At 62.2% G+C, this 16,535-nt stretch carries 13 protein-coding genes; 7 read left to right on the top strand and 6 right to left on the bottom strand.

The window, feature by feature from the left end; all coding sequences use genetic code 11:
• Positions 1 to 3: 3 nt before the first annotated feature.
• From rfbG to EV283_RS18590, 3 genes are read right to left on the bottom strand one after another with little or no spacing between them, the layout of a single operon-like run.
• Positions 4 to 1,125, bottom strand: coding sequence for a CDP-glucose 4,6-dehydratase (gene rfbG, locus EV283_RS18600; protein ID WP_207223208.1), 1,122 nt, complete (start codon positions 1,123 to 1,125; stop codon positions 4 to 6).
• Positions 1,126 to 1,136: 11 nt separating this feature from the next.
• Positions 1,137 to 1,907: a glucose-1-phosphate cytidylyltransferase gene (rfbF, locus tag EV283_RS18595; RefSeq protein WP_130327995.1), complete on the bottom strand. Its 771-nt coding sequence runs from the start codon at positions 1,905 to 1,907 to the stop codon at positions 1,137 to 1,139.
• Positions 1,908 to 1,916: 9 nt separating this feature from the next.
• Complete coding sequence (locus tag EV283_RS18590; RefSeq protein WP_130327993.1) at positions 1,917 to 2,903, bottom strand: FAD-binding oxidoreductase; 987 nt, start codon at positions 2,901 to 2,903, stop codon at positions 1,917 to 1,919.
• A 274-nt stretch (positions 2,904 to 3,177) separates the two neighbouring features.
• Here EV283_RS18590 and EV283_RS18585 point away from each other — a divergent pair, with 274 nt between their 5' ends.
• A complete protein-coding gene (locus EV283_RS18585; protein ID WP_130327991.1) occupies positions 3,178 to 4,434 on the top strand; it encodes a glycosyltransferase family 4 protein in 1,257 nt (418 codons plus the stop codon).
• Here EV283_RS18585 and EV283_RS18580 read toward each other — a convergent pair.
• Positions 4,414 to 5,994: a glycosyl hydrolase family 28-related protein gene (locus tag EV283_RS18580; RefSeq protein ID WP_207223206.1), complete on the bottom strand. Its 1,581-nt coding sequence runs from the start codon at positions 5,992 to 5,994 to the stop codon at positions 4,414 to 4,416. The two genes, EV283_RS18585 and EV283_RS18580, sit on opposite strands and share 21 nt — an antisense overlap.
• A gap of 290 nt (positions 5,995 to 6,284) precedes the next feature.
• Between EV283_RS18580 and EV283_RS18575 the strand changes: the two genes are divergently transcribed.
• The 5 genes from EV283_RS18575 to EV283_RS18555 all read left to right on the top strand — a co-directional run bounded on the left by EV283_RS18575 (position 6,285) and on the right by EV283_RS18555 (position 13,680).
• A complete protein-coding gene (locus EV283_RS18575) occupies positions 6,285 to 7,859 on the top strand; it encodes an O-antigen ligase family protein (RefSeq protein ID WP_130327987.1) in 1,575 nt (524 codons plus the stop codon).
• Between the two features lie 88 nt (positions 7,860 to 7,947).
• A complete protein-coding gene (locus tag EV283_RS18570) occupies positions 7,948 to 8,646 on the top strand; it encodes a polysaccharide biosynthesis/export family protein (RefSeq protein ID WP_165391843.1) in 699 nt (232 codons plus the stop codon).
• Positions 8,647 to 8,740: 94 nt separating this feature from the next.
• Positions 8,741 to 10,936 carry a polysaccharide biosynthesis tyrosine autokinase gene (locus tag EV283_RS18565; protein WP_130327983.1) on the top strand — a complete coding sequence of 732 codons (2,196 nt, stop codon included), beginning with the start codon at positions 8,741 to 8,743 and terminating at the stop codon, positions 10,934 to 10,936.
• Positions 10,937 to 11,186: 250 nt separating this feature from the next.
• The gene (locus tag EV283_RS18560) at positions 11,187 to 12,278 is read left to right on the top strand and encodes a hypothetical protein (RefSeq protein ID WP_207223205.1); all 1,092 of its coding nucleotides are present in this window, start codon (positions 11,187 to 11,189) and stop codon (positions 12,276 to 12,278) included.
• 13 nt (positions 12,279 to 12,291) lie between these two features.
• Positions 12,292 to 13,680 carry a hypothetical protein gene (locus EV283_RS18555; protein ID WP_130327979.1) on the top strand — a complete coding sequence of 463 codons (1,389 nt, stop codon included), beginning with the start codon at positions 12,292 to 12,294 and terminating at the stop codon, positions 13,678 to 13,680.
• A 23-nt stretch (positions 13,681 to 13,703) separates the two neighbouring features.
• Here the strand turns inward: EV283_RS18555 and EV283_RS19285 are convergent, their stop codons facing one another.
• The gene (locus EV283_RS19285; protein ID WP_165391841.1) at positions 13,704 to 13,949 is read right to left on the bottom strand and encodes a hypothetical protein; all 246 of its coding nucleotides are present in this window, start codon (positions 13,947 to 13,949) and stop codon (positions 13,704 to 13,706) included.
• Here EV283_RS19285 and EV283_RS18550 point away from each other — a divergent pair.
• Entirely contained in the window at positions 13,932 to 14,837 is a 906-nt protein-coding gene (locus tag EV283_RS18550; protein WP_165391840.1) for a glycosyltransferase family 1 protein, read from the top strand. The genes EV283_RS19285 and EV283_RS18550 overlap by 18 nt on opposite strands.
• Before the next feature lie 901 nt (positions 14,838 to 15,738).
• On the opposite strand, the gene EV283_RS18545 is transcribed toward EV283_RS18550, so the two are convergent.
• The coding region (locus EV283_RS18545; RefSeq protein ID WP_130327975.1) for a GDP-mannose 4,6-dehydratase at positions 15,739 to 16,535 on the bottom strand (797 nt) is incomplete at its 5' end.

The following is a 16,535-nucleotide window of genomic DNA, read 5'->3' as shown; positions in this document are numbered from 1 at the left end:
GTCCTATGCGGAAAGATTGTGGCTGGCGCCGGCGAAGCGCTCCAGCTCTTCAAGAGAATATGCGTGCATGTCGGCCCCCGACAGCCAGGCGCGATGCCAGGCAACGATGCGGTCGAGGGCTTCGGACAACGACCAGCGTGGCTGCCAGCCAAGCCCGAACCGCGCCTTGGAGATGTCGAGCTTGAGATAGTTGGCTTCGTGCGGCTGGACCGACTCGTCGCGCGTCCAGTCGGCGCCATCGCCCCAGCGTGCGCACATACGTTCGACGATCCACTGCACCGGCTGCGCGTCCTCGTCGCGCGGACCGAAGTTCCATGCCTGGGCGGCGGTAGGATCGGTCCACAGCGCCTGGCATAGCACGAGATAGCCCGACACCGGCTCCAGTACGTGTTGCCACGGCCGGGTCGCGAGCGGGTTGCGGATCAGTACCGGAGCGCCCTCGGCGACGGCGCGCAGGATGTCCGGGATCAGCCGATCGGCTGCCCAGTCGCCGCCACCGATGACGTTGCCGGCGCGGCCTGAGGCAAGCGCGACGCCGTCTCGGTCGCCGTCGCCGGTGAAGAACGACCGGCGATACGCCGAGGTGACCAGTTCGGAGCACCCCTTCGAGTTGCTGTACGGATCATGGCCGCCCATCGCCTCGTCTTCGCGGTAGCCCCACACCCATTCGCGGTTCTCGTAGCATTTGTCGGTCGTGACCACGCAGACGGCGCGGACCGACGCTGCCTTGCGGACCGCCTCGAGCAGGTGGACGCTGCCCATGACGTTGGTGGCATAGGTGCCGACCGGATCGTCGTACGAGGCGCGTACCAGCGGCTGCGCCGCCATGTGGATGACGATCTCGGGATTGGCTGCGACCAGCGCGGCCTCCAGCGCCTCGCGGTCGCGGATGTCGCCGATGATCGACGTCATGCCGGCCGCGACGCCGGCAACCTCGAACAGCGCCGGGCTGGTCGGAGGCGCCAGCGCGAAGCCGGTCAGCTCGGCACCCATCTGCTGGAGCCAGAGCGACATCCAGCTGCCCTTGAAGCCGGTGTGACCGGTTAGGAAGATGCGCTTGCCCGCCCAGAAGGCGGGGTCGACGGTGCCCTTGGTCGCGGCCGGTGCGATTGCGGGGGCCATCATAACAGGGGCCGTCACCATATCCGCCACGGGGCCTTGCCGCCCTGCCACAAGCTCTCGAGATGCTGTTTGTCGCGCAGCGTATCCATCGGCTGCCAGAAGCCGTGATGCTCGTATGCCATCAGCTCGCCATCGGTGGCCAGCGTGCGCAGCGGTTCCTGCTCCCAAGTAGTCGAATCGTTTTCAAGATAGTCGAGCACCTTGGGTGACAGCACGAAATAGCCGCCATTGATCATGCCGCCATCGCCCTGCGGCTTTTCGAGGAACTCGGTGATCTGGCCATCGTCGATCTGCAACGCGCCGAACCGCCCGGGCGGATAGGTTGCGGTCAGCGTCGCAGCCTTGCCGTGGCTGCGGTGAAATTCGATCGACTTGGTGATGTCGATGTCGGCAACGCCGTCGCCGTACGTGAAGAAGAAGAATTCCTCGTCCTTGACGTACTCGGCAACCCGCTTGAGGCGACCGCCGGTCATGGAGTCGTCGCCGGTATCGATCAGCGTGACCTTCCATGGCTCCGCCCGCTTCTCGTGCACGATCATCTCGTTCGCCTTCATGTCGAAGGTGACGTCGGACATGTGCAGGAAGTAGTTCGCGAAATACTCCTTGATCACATAGCCTTTGTAGCCGCAGCAGATGATGAACTCGGTGACGCCGTGCGCGGCATAGATCTTCATGATGTGCCACAGGATCGGACGACCCCCGATCTCGATCATCGGCTTGGGGCGCAGGCTGGTCTCTTCGGCGAAACGCGTGCCGAGACCACCGGCCAGAATGACTGCCTTCATTGTCCTACCTCAGTTCGAGCTGACGAATGCGTCGGAAAAGAAGCGCTTGGCCGGAAGGCCGAGCGCCAGAAGTGCCGCGCGCGCAGATGTGATCATGGCGTTCGAGCCACAGGCATAGACCACCGTGTCGTCGGGATCGATACCCTGATGTATCGCCGCATCGTGAACATAGCCCCGCGCGGCGCTCCAGCGTGTATCTGGACCCGATAGCAAGTGGTGGACGCCGACGTCGAGGTCCAATCCTACCGGATCCCAGCAAAAGCTCTCGGCTTCGCGGTTGCCCCAGAACACCGTCAGGCGGTGTCGCGCCGCCAGCGCGGGATTCGCGGCGAGTTCCTCGAGCAGCGCCTTGACGGGCGCGATGCCGGTACCGGTCGCCAGGAACACAATGTTGGTCGGCGCTTGCTCGCGCAGAAAGAATGTCCCGAACGGCCCCTCGATCCGCAGCAGGTCGTTGGCCTTGGCCCGCTCGAACCAGTATCCGCTCAGGATGCCGCCCTTGTAGCGTTTGATGATCAGTTCGAGCATGCCGTCGCCGCGCGGCGCGTTAGCGAGCGAATAGCTGCGGCGCACGCCTTCAACGATGACGTCGATATACTGCCCCGGCAGGAACCGCATCGGCGAGGTGGGCGGCGTCTTCAGCATCACGCGAACGATGTCGGGGGCAAGCCGCTCGATCGACACGATCCGACTGGCCATCGTCTTAATCTCGATTCCTGCGAGCCGGTCGAGCGGTTCGATGTCGAGCATGACGTCGGTGGTCGCCGATCGGCAGCAGGTGAGGATAACCCCTTCTGCCACATCCTCGGGCGTCAGACTTTCCTCGTGGCGCAGGATCTCGGTAGTGCCAGCGAGCACGGGCGCCTTGCAGATTCCGCAGCGTCCGGTGCGACAGCTATATTCGAGGACGATCCCGTGGGTCCGCGCGGCATCGAGGATCGACACCGTCGGATCCGCGCTGAACGCTCTATCGGTATTGAGGGTGACGGTGTTCATGACGATGCGCCTGATAAGCGATTGTTAGATACAGTCCAGCGCTTACCCTCCGGACAATGTTTGAAGTGAACGCGCGAAGTGATCGTGGCGACTGTATCCGGCACTTTATCATTTCGGGCGATCCGCGTAAGGGCGCGCGCTCTTGATCCGCCTCGGCGGGGCGACATCTGGTCGAAGCCTCCGCTCGAGCGGACCATTCCAACCCCTTGCCGAAAGGGGGACCGCTCAAGGTGCCGTATCGATAGCCGGGTTCGGTCAACGGGATTGCTGACGTATGAAGATTGCGATTGTCCACGACTGGCTGACGCTGAAGGGCGGCGCCGAAGCGTGTCTCGAAGAATTTCTTGAGCTCTATCCGCAGGCTGATTTGTTCTGCGTCGTTGACTTCCTACCCGAGGACGAACGCGCTTTCCTCAAGGGGCATCGCGTTACAACCAGCTTTATTCAGCGTATGCCCTGGGCGGCAAAACGTTACCGATCGTATCTGCCGTTCATGCCGCTCGCGATCGAGCAACTCGATGTTACCGGCTACGATCTAGTCATCAGTGCGTCGGCAGCAGTGGCGAAAGGTGTCATCACTGGGCCGGATCAGGTCCACGTCTCGTATATCCACAGCCCCATCCGCTATGCCTGGGATCTTCAACACCAATATCTGCGGGAAGCTGGGCTGACCAAAGGGATGAAGAGCGTGGTGGCGCGGGTGATCCTGCATTATATCAGGATGTGGGATACCCGGACGGCGAACGGTGTCGATTACATGATTGCGAATTCGGAGTTCGTCGCGCGGCGTATCCGCAAGGCTTACGGTAGGACAGCAAAGGTCATCCACCCGCCAGTCAATCTTGATCGGTTCAACATTGATAATGCCGGAAGCGATGCCAAAGGTAACGACGGAGAAGATTTTTACGTTACCGTCTCGCGGATGGTACCATACAAGCGCATTCCCTTGATCGTAGAGGCGTTTGCGAAGATGCCCGATCGCCATCTGATCGTGATCGGCGATGGGCCGGAGATGGCGGCCGTCCGGGCTGTCGGGGCCCCCAACGTCACCGTCATAGGTCGTCAGCCAGACGAGGTCGTGGTCTCACATCTCCAGCGCGCCAAGGCGTTCCTATTTGCGGCTGAAGAGGATTTCGGTATTGCCCCGCTCGAAGCACAGGCATGTGGCACTCCGGTCATCGCCTATGGCAAGGGTGGCGCGCTAGAAACGATCCGGGGTCAAGACGGTGACGGTCAGACAGGTGTGTTCTTTCGTGAACAGACCGCGGACTCGATCGTCGTAGCGGTCGAGCATTTTGAACGCCGGCATCCCGCAATCACGCCCGATGCGTGCCGCGCGAATGCCGCAAGGTTTTCGACTGAACGCTTTCGCCGGGAATTCAGCACTTTTGTCGAAAGCGTCATAGCGCACAACCGCGGCGAATGCATACGTTTTGAAGCGGGGGCCTATGCGGACGCGGGGGCCGATCGCTCCTACCCGGACGCCCGGCCGGCTTATCCTGACTCGCGGTCAGATGGTGTCGGCCCATAGGCCACAGAACAGGAAGCTGGCTTGGTGAGCCTGCACCAAGTCGATAGTCAGGATGAAGTGCGTCGCCCAGGCCGGGGCGGTACGATAGGTTCGTGACGCCAGCGGCGCGATCGCGACGAAGCGATCGGTGGGGGGCGTGACCGGGAGTGTCCCGATATCCTGAACGCGAGTCATGACCGGCACGCGGTTGGCGTCGTGACCGTCTATCCGCGCCCATCGCGAGATGGCCAGCACGGTGCCGTCGGTACCCAAGTGCCGCACGTCGCGCCGCACCCGAAAACCTGCGAGTACCTGATCACCTTTGCGTACCGGCACGGCGATCAGGACGAACGCTGCCGCTGCCGTCGTACCATAGGCTTTGGTCGCAACCATCACGCCGGGTTGCCGGGTCAGACGCAGGTTGTCGCCGTCTTGGCCAATACGCGAGCGGATCGGTAGCGCGGTATCGGCGATCCGCCAGATCGGATCCTGCCAATCCGGCGCCGTGAAGTTCGGGTCGGCCAGCATTGTTTGGCTCTCGTGTAGCCGCATCGGCATCGTCCCCAAATCGAACCCGGTGCTGTGCTCCATGCTAAATCGACCGGCACCCGTAGCCCAGACTGAGGGACGCGTCGGATCGGTATGTTCGACATCAACTTGATGGATAACCATGCCGACCAGCGCAACGTCTGCGTCGGCACCAACATCAATTACGTACTTTCCAGCAATAGGCTTGCCAGTATTCAACAACCACCCGCCGTTCAGCCTCACGAGAGCGCCATTGCCCGAGCAGGCGATCACGGGCGACGCCCATAGCTTGCTTTCGTGATGGCAGTCGGTCGCGGTCACCACACCCGCAGTCACTGTATAGAGCTGGCGGGTATAGTCGATGGAACAGCCAATCAGCTGAAGTGATCCTGATGGCTGCGCCATGCGTACCGCCACGTCCGAATTATATAGAGAACAGCCGAAAAAACTGTTTCGTTCGCCGTTGTCCTCAAGGAATGGCCAGTCGATACAGCGCACGCATTCGAAGACCTCGCAGTGAATGAAGATGCTGTTATAGGCACGATTGCCGAAGCGGATCCCAGTACCGCATCGCGATATCGCCATGTTCTCGACGTGCAGCTGCGCAGAGGTAGCAACCGCATCGGTGTCAAAATCCAGCCCGATACTTTTGGTGCCGCTGCCACCGCCCCGCAGATGGATGGCGCCTGAGATCATGCCTTTGGAACCATAATTATTGGCCGCCCCGCTACGCGCGACCGAACTGGCGGTGATCCGCAGGCAGCGGCCATCGAAGCCCGTGAAATCGAGCAACGCCTGTCCCCATAGCGACACGCGCGACGCATCGAGCGTGATGGTCGAGCGGCAGCGATACGCGGTCAGCGGTTGAAGTTGTACGACACCGCCGTTGGCGCGGGCGGCGACCGAATCGATCGCACGCTGGATCGCGGGGGCATCGTCGGCGATGCCGTCGCCTTTTGCGCCATATTGTTCGGGCGTCACGCTGGCCCGACCCGCGGCACCGGCATGCGAGACCGGGAGCATGTCGTCGGCACGGGCGGTGGATCCGACCATTAACGGGGCAGAGGTCAACGCGGCGAGCAACGAGCGCCGTGAGGTGGGGAGGGGAGGAAGAATAGTGGTATCCTTGTTACGCAACGACATTTTCGGTCTGAAGGGAGGGTAAACCTAGTCTGGAATGCGATCTCGGTACGTGTCTCTTAAGGGGACATGCCGATCAGTAGAACACTGATCGGCGAAGTCACGAGCGGACGAATGCAAGCCGTCGGATCAAGACGGGCAAGCGGCGTGATGTCGATCTGTCCATAAGTCTCCATGGTACGTGTGGAGGAAGGCTCCGTTCCATGCCCGACCGCACGTCGCGCCCATTCCGGCGCAGCCGGCGCCCGACGAGGGTCTGTTATTCGGCGAGACTTCGGCATAAGCGGGCCCATCGGCTGCCAGCAGCCTTATCGACCGAGTATATGGACCGAAATATGAATGCACCTTATTGCGGCCATGACGCATCCGCGCGTTCGGATCGCAGCCGTTCCTCCGGTAGGTCGCGCGCAAGACCGGCGCTTTTCGCCCGCAATGCAGACTTTAAGGCGGGTCGGCGCCTGATCGCGACCGGCGGATATTTCGCGGTGCTGGCAGTGTTCGGCGGTGGTCTCGCCGGGTGGACGCCAGGATATATCTTGGTCTCCGCGGCGATCGTCGTCGCAGTACTAGCACTGGCATGGCGCGATGGGTTCCACGCGCTCGACGACACGCCACCTTTGGCGAAGATCGCGCTGATCGGCATCGCCGTGCTGCCGCTGTTGCAGTTGATACCGCTGCCGCCTGGTGCGTGGCAGGCGCTGCCGGGGCAGGCGTTGCGTCATCAGGTGCTGACGCTGGCAGGCCTGGGGAACAGCTGGCAACCCATGTCGGTCGAACCTGTTGGGACGGCGATCTCAGCCTTGCTGACAATTGGTTTTACAGTCCTGGTCGCAATGCTGATGCGCCTGAGCGACAGGGATTTTCGCAGCGTGCTGCTGCTGGCGTTCGCGCTGGTGCTGTTCGGCATCCTCATCGGCATGGTGCAGGTCGTCACCGATGGCCAGTTTCCCAACCCGCACGGCATCGTTATGGGGCCGACGCTGCAGGGCTTCTATGCCAACAAGAATCACATGGCCGTGATACTGGCCGTCACGATCCTGCTGGCCGGGTTCGTGGTGGTGCCGCGCTTCTTCGTCTCGCAGCGGCGATTGTGGATCAACCTGGGATACATCGCGTTCGCGCTGGTCTGCATCGTTTCTACCAACAGCCGCGCCGGTTTGGCGCTGGGCGGGGTCGCAACGCTGATCGTGTTGCACGACCAGACCCGCAAGATCGACTGGCGCTACAAGATCGCAGGGCTGGCGGTGCTGGTGCTGCTGGCGGGCCTGATACTGTCGACCGCTGCGTTCGAGCTGGTTTCGGGGCGGTTCGAAGACGTCGACAGCGATCTGCGCTGGCGTATCGCGACTTGGTCGTGGCCGCTTGCCGAACGTTATTGGGCGCTCGGCAGCGGTGCGGGATCGTTCGCGACGCTGTTCGCGGCCAACGAACAGCTGGCCTGGGTAAAGCCGACGTTCGTGAACCATGCGCACAACGAATATCTGCAACTTGTGATTGAGTTCGGCATGACCGGGTTTGTGGTTCTCGCGGTGCTCCTGGCGTCGCTAGTCCGTCCGCTCCTGCTGTGGTGGCGGCAGCCGCGCACCGCGCGGGACCACGCGCTTATGACCTTCGGCTTTGCCGGGATCCTGCTGTTGGCATTGCACAGTGCCGTCGATTATCCGCTGCGCCGTCCCGCCGGCTGGGCGTTCCTAGCCCTAGCGCTGGTCGCGGTCTATCGCGGCTATCGAACGGCTATGGTAGGCGGTGCTCCTGCGCAGCGGGAGGAAACGGCTTGATGGAGGATCATCGCTGCTGCTACGGCGAGGTATCTTCGGATCACCGTATCTTCAGATTATTGTATTTACTTTCGTGAAGGGTGTGCGTGTGCGCCTCAAGATCTTATCGACCTGGGCGTTGGCTGCATGTGTGGCAGGCTGTGCGGGCGGCTCCGATATCCCCGTCGGCCAGACCGAACTACCGTCCGCCACGTTGACGCGACCCGTCCCGGTCACGCTCAACGAATATCTGCTCGGGCCGCTCGACACGATCGCGATCACCGTCTTCAACGAGCCGTCGCTCAGCATCCCCGAAGCCGGCGTTTCGCTGAGTGGCAAGGTATCGTTACCGTTGATTGGCGAGTTGCCGGTTTCTGGTCGCTCGACCAGCCAGGTTGCGACGATGATCACCAACGCGCTCAACGCACGCTATCTGCGCAATGCGCAAGTCTCGGTCTCGGTCGAGCGTGCGGCCAATTTCACGGTCACCATCGACGGCGAAGTCAAGAAGCCTGGCGTATACCAGATCCCAACTGCTCACCTAACTCTGGTGCAGGCCATAGCGCTGGGCGAGGGGGTGTCCGATATTGCCAAGCTGGACGAAGTCCTGGTGATCCGCGAAATCGAGGGCAAGCGCTACGTCGCCCGCTTCGATCTGGCTGAGATCCGCGCTGTGCGGATGATCGATCCCCAGATTCAACAGGGCGATATCATCGTCGTTGGCTATTCGCGATCCACGGCGCTGACCCGCACGCTGATCGGCACGTTACCGGGCGTTGCGGCGCTCTTCGTGGCGCTGCGGCAATGATGTCCGCGCGCGTCACGCCGTCCCACGCTATTATGCTGCAGAGTGCGATCGCCATCTCTGTCATATTGTCCAATTGAACGAGGCGTACCGCACAATGCAGTTTCCGTTTGCCGGAGCCGGTGCACCGACCGAACCGACCATAACCCCTCCCGCGGGCGAGGGCGACAGCAGCGCAAGCACGCTGCGTGAGATCTGGGCGGCCGCGTACCGTTCGCGATACTGGATCGCGGGGATTTTCGCGGTCTGTATCGCGCTCGGCATCACGCTGGCGCTGCTGACGACACGTCTGTACCAGGCGACCGCGTCGATCGAGGTCCGCCAGGAAGCCGAGAAGGTTCTAGGCACCGAGCAGGATCGCGAGGATTCGAGCTCGCGGGCAGACGCCGAGCGCTTCCTACAGACTCAGCTCGACATCATCCGCAGTCGCGGCGTCGCCGAGGCGGTGGCCGAGAGCGAGGGACTGTTCCGCGGTGAGGCGTTCCTCGACACGATGCGCGTCCCCGATGCCGATGTGCAGGTACCCTTGGGTATGTCGCCGCGCGATGCGCAGCGCGCGCGTGTGATCAAGGCACTGCGCGACAACATGCAGGTTCGCTACACCGGTACCACGCGGATCGCAGCGATCTCGTTCACCAGCCCCGACCCGCGGCTGTCGGCCCGGATCGCCAACGCCTATGCAACGTCGTACATCCGCAACAATCTGGCCCGGAAGGCCGGTAGTTCGGTCTATGCGCTGGACTTCCTGCGTGACCAGCTTCGCGAGGCGCAGGCGCGTCTTGCCAAGTCGGAGCAGGAAGTCGTCGATTACGCCCGCCGTACGCGTATCGTCGATGCCGGCAACGCTGCGGGCAATGCGGCCACGACCGACGCGAGCGCACGCCCGCAGTCGCTGATCACAGCCCAGCTGGTGGCATTGAACCAGGCCTATTCGACTGCGATCGCTGATCGGATTTCGGCCGAACAGAAATGGGTGAACGCATCGCGCCTGCCGCTGCTCAGCGTGCCCGACGTGCTGTCCAACAGTGCGATTCAACCGCTGATCGAGCGTCGCGCGCAGATTCAGGCCCAATACCAGCAGCAATTGTCGACACGTCGCGCGGACTATCCTGCCGTCCTGGAGGCTGCTGCTCAGGTAAAGGAGCTGAACCGACAAATAACGACGCTGGCTCGTGGTATTCGCGATGGCATCAAGAACCAGTATGACGTCGCGGCCTCGCGCGAACGCGAACTGGTCGGTGCGATCGACGGGTTAAAGAACAGCACGTTGTCCGAGCAAAAGCAGGGCATCGAATTGTCGATCCTACGCCGAGAGGCCGATACCAACCGCCAGCAATATGAAGCGTTGTTGCGCCGCTATAATTCGCTAAACGCGGAATCCGGTATTCAGACAAATAACCTGTCGTCGGTCGATCAAGCACAGGTCCCTGATCGACCGTCGTGGCCGAAGCTGCCACTCAACATCGCGCTCGCGTTGATCGTGGCGATGCTGCTGTCTGCTCTGTTCGTCTTCCTGCACGAGCAATTGTTCAGCCGCGTACGGACGCCGGACGAAGTGCGCGCCGCCTCGCATCTGTCGATCCTCGGCGTGGTGCCGTCGAGCGCTAGCCCCGAGGAGGAGTTGGCCGATCCGAAGTCGTTCCAGAGCGAAGCCTACAGCTCGGTGCGAACTGGTCTCTCGCTGACCAAGGGCGGCGTGCCGCAAGCCATGATGGTGACCAGCACGCAGCAGGGCGAGGGCAAGTCGACCGCCTGCCACGCGCTTGCGCTTAGCTTTGCACGGCTTGGCAGGCGGGTTCTCATCGTCGATATCGATCTGCGTCGACCAAACGTCCACCGCCTCTTCGGCGTGGCGAACAAGCAGGGCTTCAGCAACGTGTTGGCAGGACAGTTGGCGATCGATGATGCGATCCAGCCAAGCGGTACGAGCGGACTCGACATGATTGTTGCTGGCGACATCCCCCCCAATCCTGCCGAGCTGATCGGCAGTCCGCACCTCGGCGTCCTGCTTGCCCAGCTGCGCCAGCGCTACGACATCATCCTGTTCGATTCCGCACCAGTCTTGGGGCTTGCCGATGCGGTCGTCTTGTCGAGCGAAGTCGACGCCACGGTGTTTGTCGTCGAGTCCGGCCGCAATCCGGCCCGCACGATTCAGGTCGCGCTCGCTCGACTGGCCCAGGGTGGCGGTACTATCATCGGTGCCGTGCTGCTGAAGTTCGATCCAGGCCGGATCGGCTACGGCTACGGCACGGAATATGGCTACCAATATGATTATGCCGCACGGAATGACTAAACCGACGCGTCTGCGGCAGGGTATGGCGAGCATGCTGGCTGCAGCGGTAATGCTGCCAGTCGTCGCCTACCTTGCGAGTGCATCGAATGCGGTAACGATCGTACGCGGCGAGCGCGACGGTGCGCTGCTCGCGGCGCCTCTGTCCGGACCGTCGGCCAATGCGATGGCGGCAGGCAATGCGGAGACCGATCCTTCTACCGGTCCGGCATCGACGACGGCGCCACGACTGGCAGCCATACCGGACGCGACGATGCGTGGTGCGCTCGCTGCCCGGCCCCTTGATCAGGGTATTGTCAACCTGGCGATGGTTCGCGAAATCCAGGCCTACGCCGCTGGCAATGCCAACGGGCAGGGTGCTGGGGTGACCAGCCAGCGTTCGGTCGTTCAGGGGCCCGTCGTGAATGGACAGGCGACTCCGGGCTATACGATTCCAGCGCTCGACGACGCACGGCTGGCCGCATGGATGCCCGTCGTCGCGCAACTGGGCTGGCGCGATACCGCGACCCAGTTCAACCGCTTGTATGTCGCGGCTGCGGGTGCGGATATCGCGACGATACTCGACGTCAGCGAGGCTTTGCTGCGCCGCCAGCAGCTGATGGACCGGATCACGCCTGTGCTCGCTCTCGTCGAGACCGATCCGAAGATCAGTCTCGATCTGGTCGGCCGGCTGCAGAACCGGCCGGCCTGGCGCGGTGCCTATCTCGAATCGACCACGATCCTGACGCGGCGCGACCAGCTCGTTGCCCGCTACGGTATCCTGCGCGAATTGATGCGGCGGGGCGGTCAGTTGACCAAGACCGAGGTGGCGGCGAATGTCATCGCGCTTGATCGCGGCAAATTGCCGGAATTGGGATTTGCGCTTTGGAAAGCGGTACACCGCGACGTCGTCGTTCCCTTGAACGATCCCGATTTTCAGCGCGCCGCGGCGAATTCCGCCGACGACGTGACCCCGGTACCCTATGATTGGCAGCTAATGACCGGCGAGGGATTTAGCACTGATGCGTTTGTCGAGGATGGCCGTAGCGCGCTCGAGATCAAGTGGAACGGGCGCGGCGTGCCGATCTTTGTGCGGCAGCGCACTTCCGCACGCTCGGGCCGCTACCGCCTCGACATCGTCCTGGATCCCGAGAACATCGCCGATCTTTCGGCAATTCAGTTCCGCCTAATGTGCGACGATACCGCCATAGCCCTGCGGCAGGAGGGTAGAGTCCCGACGCGACTTGCGACTGTCCAGCCGGTACCGTGCGCCTATCCCGTTTTCGAGGTCGTTGGCGACGTGCAATCCTCGTCGACGCCACACACGCTGTTGCTGCACGCTCTGCACCTGCGCCCTCTAGCGTAAGGTAGAAGAGCGAATGGCGACGCGCATTGATCAAGGCCGATATAGGACGTCCGACCAATTGGGGCGTCGCACGTCCTCTAGAACGGCTGCAGCGCGGTCTGCCTACGTCTGGCGGGGCACCAACCTAGTCCACACGCTGTATTTCAAACTGCTGCTGCTGCTCGCGCCGATCCAGAGCATCCTGCTCACGCCGGTACAAGGATCGACCCCCGCGTTCCTGCTCATCCTCAGTGCAGCAGCGATATTGTTGCGCGGCGAGGCGCGTTATGGTCGCGTTTTAATGTTCATTCTTGGCTTTTGGCTGATCTACATCCTCTACATGATGTTTAGCCTGTCGGGGTATCTGATCAACGAACCGGATTTTGGTGCCGTCAGAACCATCAGGGATGTTTATGTGTACGGCATATTGCGTCAGACGCAGGTCACGCAGGGCCTATATCTGTTTGTCGCGATGTTGTTCGGCTTCCTTGTGTATACTTATTTTCAGGAAGCATTTGTGAAGTTTGCGTACTTTGGCATTATTCTTCTGGCTATGTACGGATTTTATGAGTTCACATTTTACGCGATATTTCATGCTAATGGCGATATTTTATCGAACCGCAACTTCGGCGATCTTGACACTGCTGCTGCGGGTGCGGGGGACAGTGCTGGCGCCGGGTCGTTTGCGACGGGTAGCGCTTTGCAAGGGTCGAATCTGTTCGGTGCCGGATTCATGCGCCTAAAAAGCCTAGTCGGCGAGCCATCGATGTACGCGCTGAGCGTAACGCCGTTCGCGGTCTATGCCTATGCACGTCGCTGGTGGTTTTTGTTCGCACTACTAGCGCTGTCACTGGTTCTGTCGACATCGAGCACGGCGGTCATCGGCCTGATCGTCGGGTTGGCCTACGCCGAGATACGGCAGCGGCAGGAGTTCATCCTGTACATCGCCGGTGCGCTGGTCGTTTGCGTCATGTTGTACATGACGTCGGACCCGGTGCATCAGGCGCTTAACACGCTGCTATTTGACAAACTCGATACGGTTTCGGGCAATGAGCGGATGATGTTGTTCACCAACAGTGTCGAACTGATCTTCGACGGCAACGTTGTTAGGGCATTGTTTGGTGTCGGGTTCGGTACTATCCGTTCGACCGATATGTTCTCCAATCTGTTGGCCAATATCGGCATCATCGGGCTCTTGTGCTATAGTGCGCTGTTACTGGCGCCTTGCTTTATGCTGCGCAAGGCGTCGGATCGCGACGCGATCGTCGCGACCTTGGTATCGCTGTACGTGATGGAGATGGCAACGGTGGCCGAATTCGCATATTTGCCCCCCTGGTTCATGATCGCGTTGGCCTATGTCCGAGTGAGGGAACAGAGGCATCCTACGCTTGCAGCGCCCGGTCGGGCTATGGCAGGCGTATGATTGCGGGTAAGCCAGTACTGGTCCTAAACGGTCGCTTCCTGGGACGTCCGGTGACGGGGGTCGAGCGGCTGGCGATCGAATTGGCAGACGCCATCCGGTGCCGCATTGATACAGGCGTTGCCGTCGATGGTGACGATACCGATACCGGTACCGGTGCGCGGCATCCTGTTGGCGGTTTCGAAATCCTTGCGCCGATACCCGATCTGACGGCCGTCGCCGCTGCGGCTGCCGAGCGCTTTCCCAAAATTCCGGTGCATGCCGTCGGTCATCTTGGCGGGCACGCCTGGGAGCAGCGCGAACTGGCTCGGGCGCGGCCCGATGCGTGGCTGCTGAACCTGTGCAACACGTCGCCGATCCTGCGCCGGCGCCAGGCTGTGGTGATCTGCGATGCGCAGTTTATACTCCATCCCGAGTCCTATTCGCGTGCATTCCGCTGGTGGTATCGGTTCGCCTTGTCGATCGCGAGCCGGCGTGCAGCCGCGCTGTTCACCATTTCCGACTTTTCGCGGCTTGAGCTTGAGCGGTTCGGCGTCGTCCCGAAAGGGAAGGCGCAGGTGCTGCAGCTGGGAATCGATCATCTGGCGCGGGTTACGGCGGATGATGGCGTGATCGCGCGCCACGGTCTCGACCGGCCCTATATCCTGGCGATCGGATCGCTGGCGCGGCACAAGAATCTGCGGATGCTGATCGATGCGTTCTGCGAGGCGCGCCCCGCCGGCGTCGATCTAGTCATCGCCGGGGGGGGCAACGCCCGCGTGTTCGGCGATGCGGGCCTGCGCAAGGCCGATGCGATCCGCTATCTCGGCCGGGTCAGCGACGGCGAACTCAAGGCGCTGTACGGCCATGCGATGGTGTTTGCCTGTCCCTCGCTATCCGAGGGGTTCGGGTTCACGCCGCTGGAGGCGATGAGTATGGGCTGTCCGGTGGTCGCCACCACCGGTGGGGCCGTTCCCGAAATCTGCGACGATGCCGCGCTTTATGCCGACCCGAGCGATCCGGTGGCATGGCGCGATGCGCTGGCTCGGATCGTCGATGATGCCGATCTGCGCGACGATCTGCGCGCGCGGGGCCGCGCGAGAGCCGCGCGCTATACCTGGCACGATGCCGCGGGGCAGGTGCTCGACACGCTCGCCGCTTTGGACACGGCAAAGGGCTGAACGGGGTGGGTTCGCGGTCGACCGCGGCTGCCGATTTCTTGTTTGCCGCCCGATTTCCGCCTGCCGCGATGCGCGGCGTGCAGCGCGGTGCGGTACTCCTCGCCGGCTTGTGCTTCACCATGTTGCATGGGCTATAGGCGACCCGATAGGTCGAGCGACGACCCCGATAGAGCTGGTGGATCGTCGATTGCGTCAAGGCATCGCGGAACCACGGGGTGGCGGGTGTTGCGTCGCAACGCCACAGGTCGCGCAGCGACCGCCCACGATCCTGTGCGATGCGCTCGAGTGAACTCGCCGGAATGGGAATGCGACAATCGGTAGCGATCATCTCTCCACCGAGGATTTCGGCGCGCGTAGGGCGGCGCAACGCCGATAACGGACTGCCGCCCTATGCCCCCGCGACCGATACGCACAACCGGAGACTATGGCGATGGCGGACGAGCTGGAACGCGAACCCGTACAGACAGGTCTCGCTCCCCGTTTGCCTGCCCTCTCCCCATCGGTCCCGTGGGGAGGCATGCCGTTGATCAGCGCGAGGATGTCGGCACTATCATAGGTCCCGGCCAACGTATCGGCGAACGCCATCGAAGGCCTGCTGAGCACGGCCGGACTGTCGAGTGCGGCATTGAATTAGGTCCGAATGATTCGAGCGTTGGCTGAAGTTCAGTTCGTCGACTGTTTTGGACTGGCCTTGCCCGGCAATCCCCAGGATGTTCTGACCGCTAGACTGAAGATTGCCGTCATGCCCGGCTGCGTGAAGCGCCGGGACAGAATTGTCACCGCATCCTGCGAGTAGCTCGCAGCCCGCACCCTGTAGCCCGCCACCAGAACGTCGCGTCGGTTGGGCATGGTGAGTTATCTGTGCTCCGTCATGGCTGCTGCCACGGGGCATCGGCCGGAATCAGCCAAGTCTCGTTTCGTCCCCGTTCCCGTACATCCAATCGAGCGTATCGGCGAGGTCGCGTGGGCGCCAGTCGGGCAGCGCCGCGCGCAACCGGCCGACATCCCCCCCAAGTACCGGCACGTCGTTGGCGCGTACGAAGGCAGGATTGACCCGTACGGCGATCCGGTGACCGCTGATGTCGCCGAGCGTCGCGAGGATATCGTCGATCGAGCGCACCGTGCCCGTGCAGATGTTGACCAAGGCAGGCGGAGCGTCCGCCAGCGCCAGACCAGCATAGCCCTCGGCAACCGAGCGGACATCGCCGAAATCGCGCTTCACGAACAGATTGCCCAGTTCGATCGTGTCGACACCACGGCGGAAATGGTCGACGATTTTGGGAACGAGATATTCGATCCCCTGGCCGACCCCGGTATAGTTGAACGGTCGCGCTACGACGATCTCAAGTCGGTTGCGCCACAGCGCCGCCCCCTGCTCCATCGCCAGCTTGCTGATCGCATAATGGTTGGCGGGATGCGTTGCAGCGTCCTCGGCGACCAGGCCTTCGGCGCCCGGGCCATAGACCTGTGCGCTGCTGGCGACGATGCACCGCGCACCGGGGCGCAGCCGTGCAACCGCGTCGAGCAGATGATAGGTACCGAGCTGGTTGACGGTGTAGAACGCCTCCCAGTCGGCTGCGTTGACGAACGCACGCGCGGCGAGGTGGATCAGCCGGTCGAACGCGGTATCCGCGATCACCGCATCCACCGCAGCCTTGTCGGCAAGGTCGACCGACAGGGGGACGCACTCGATCCCCC

The sequence above is a fragment of the Sphingomonas sp. BK036 genome (assembly GCF_004216825.1).
Classification (GTDB): Bacteria; Pseudomonadota; Alphaproteobacteria; order Sphingomonadales; family Sphingomonadaceae; genus Sphingomonas.
The sequence above is the reverse complement of the archived record's forward strand: the minus strand, read 5'-3'. Positions and strand labels throughout refer to the sequence as shown.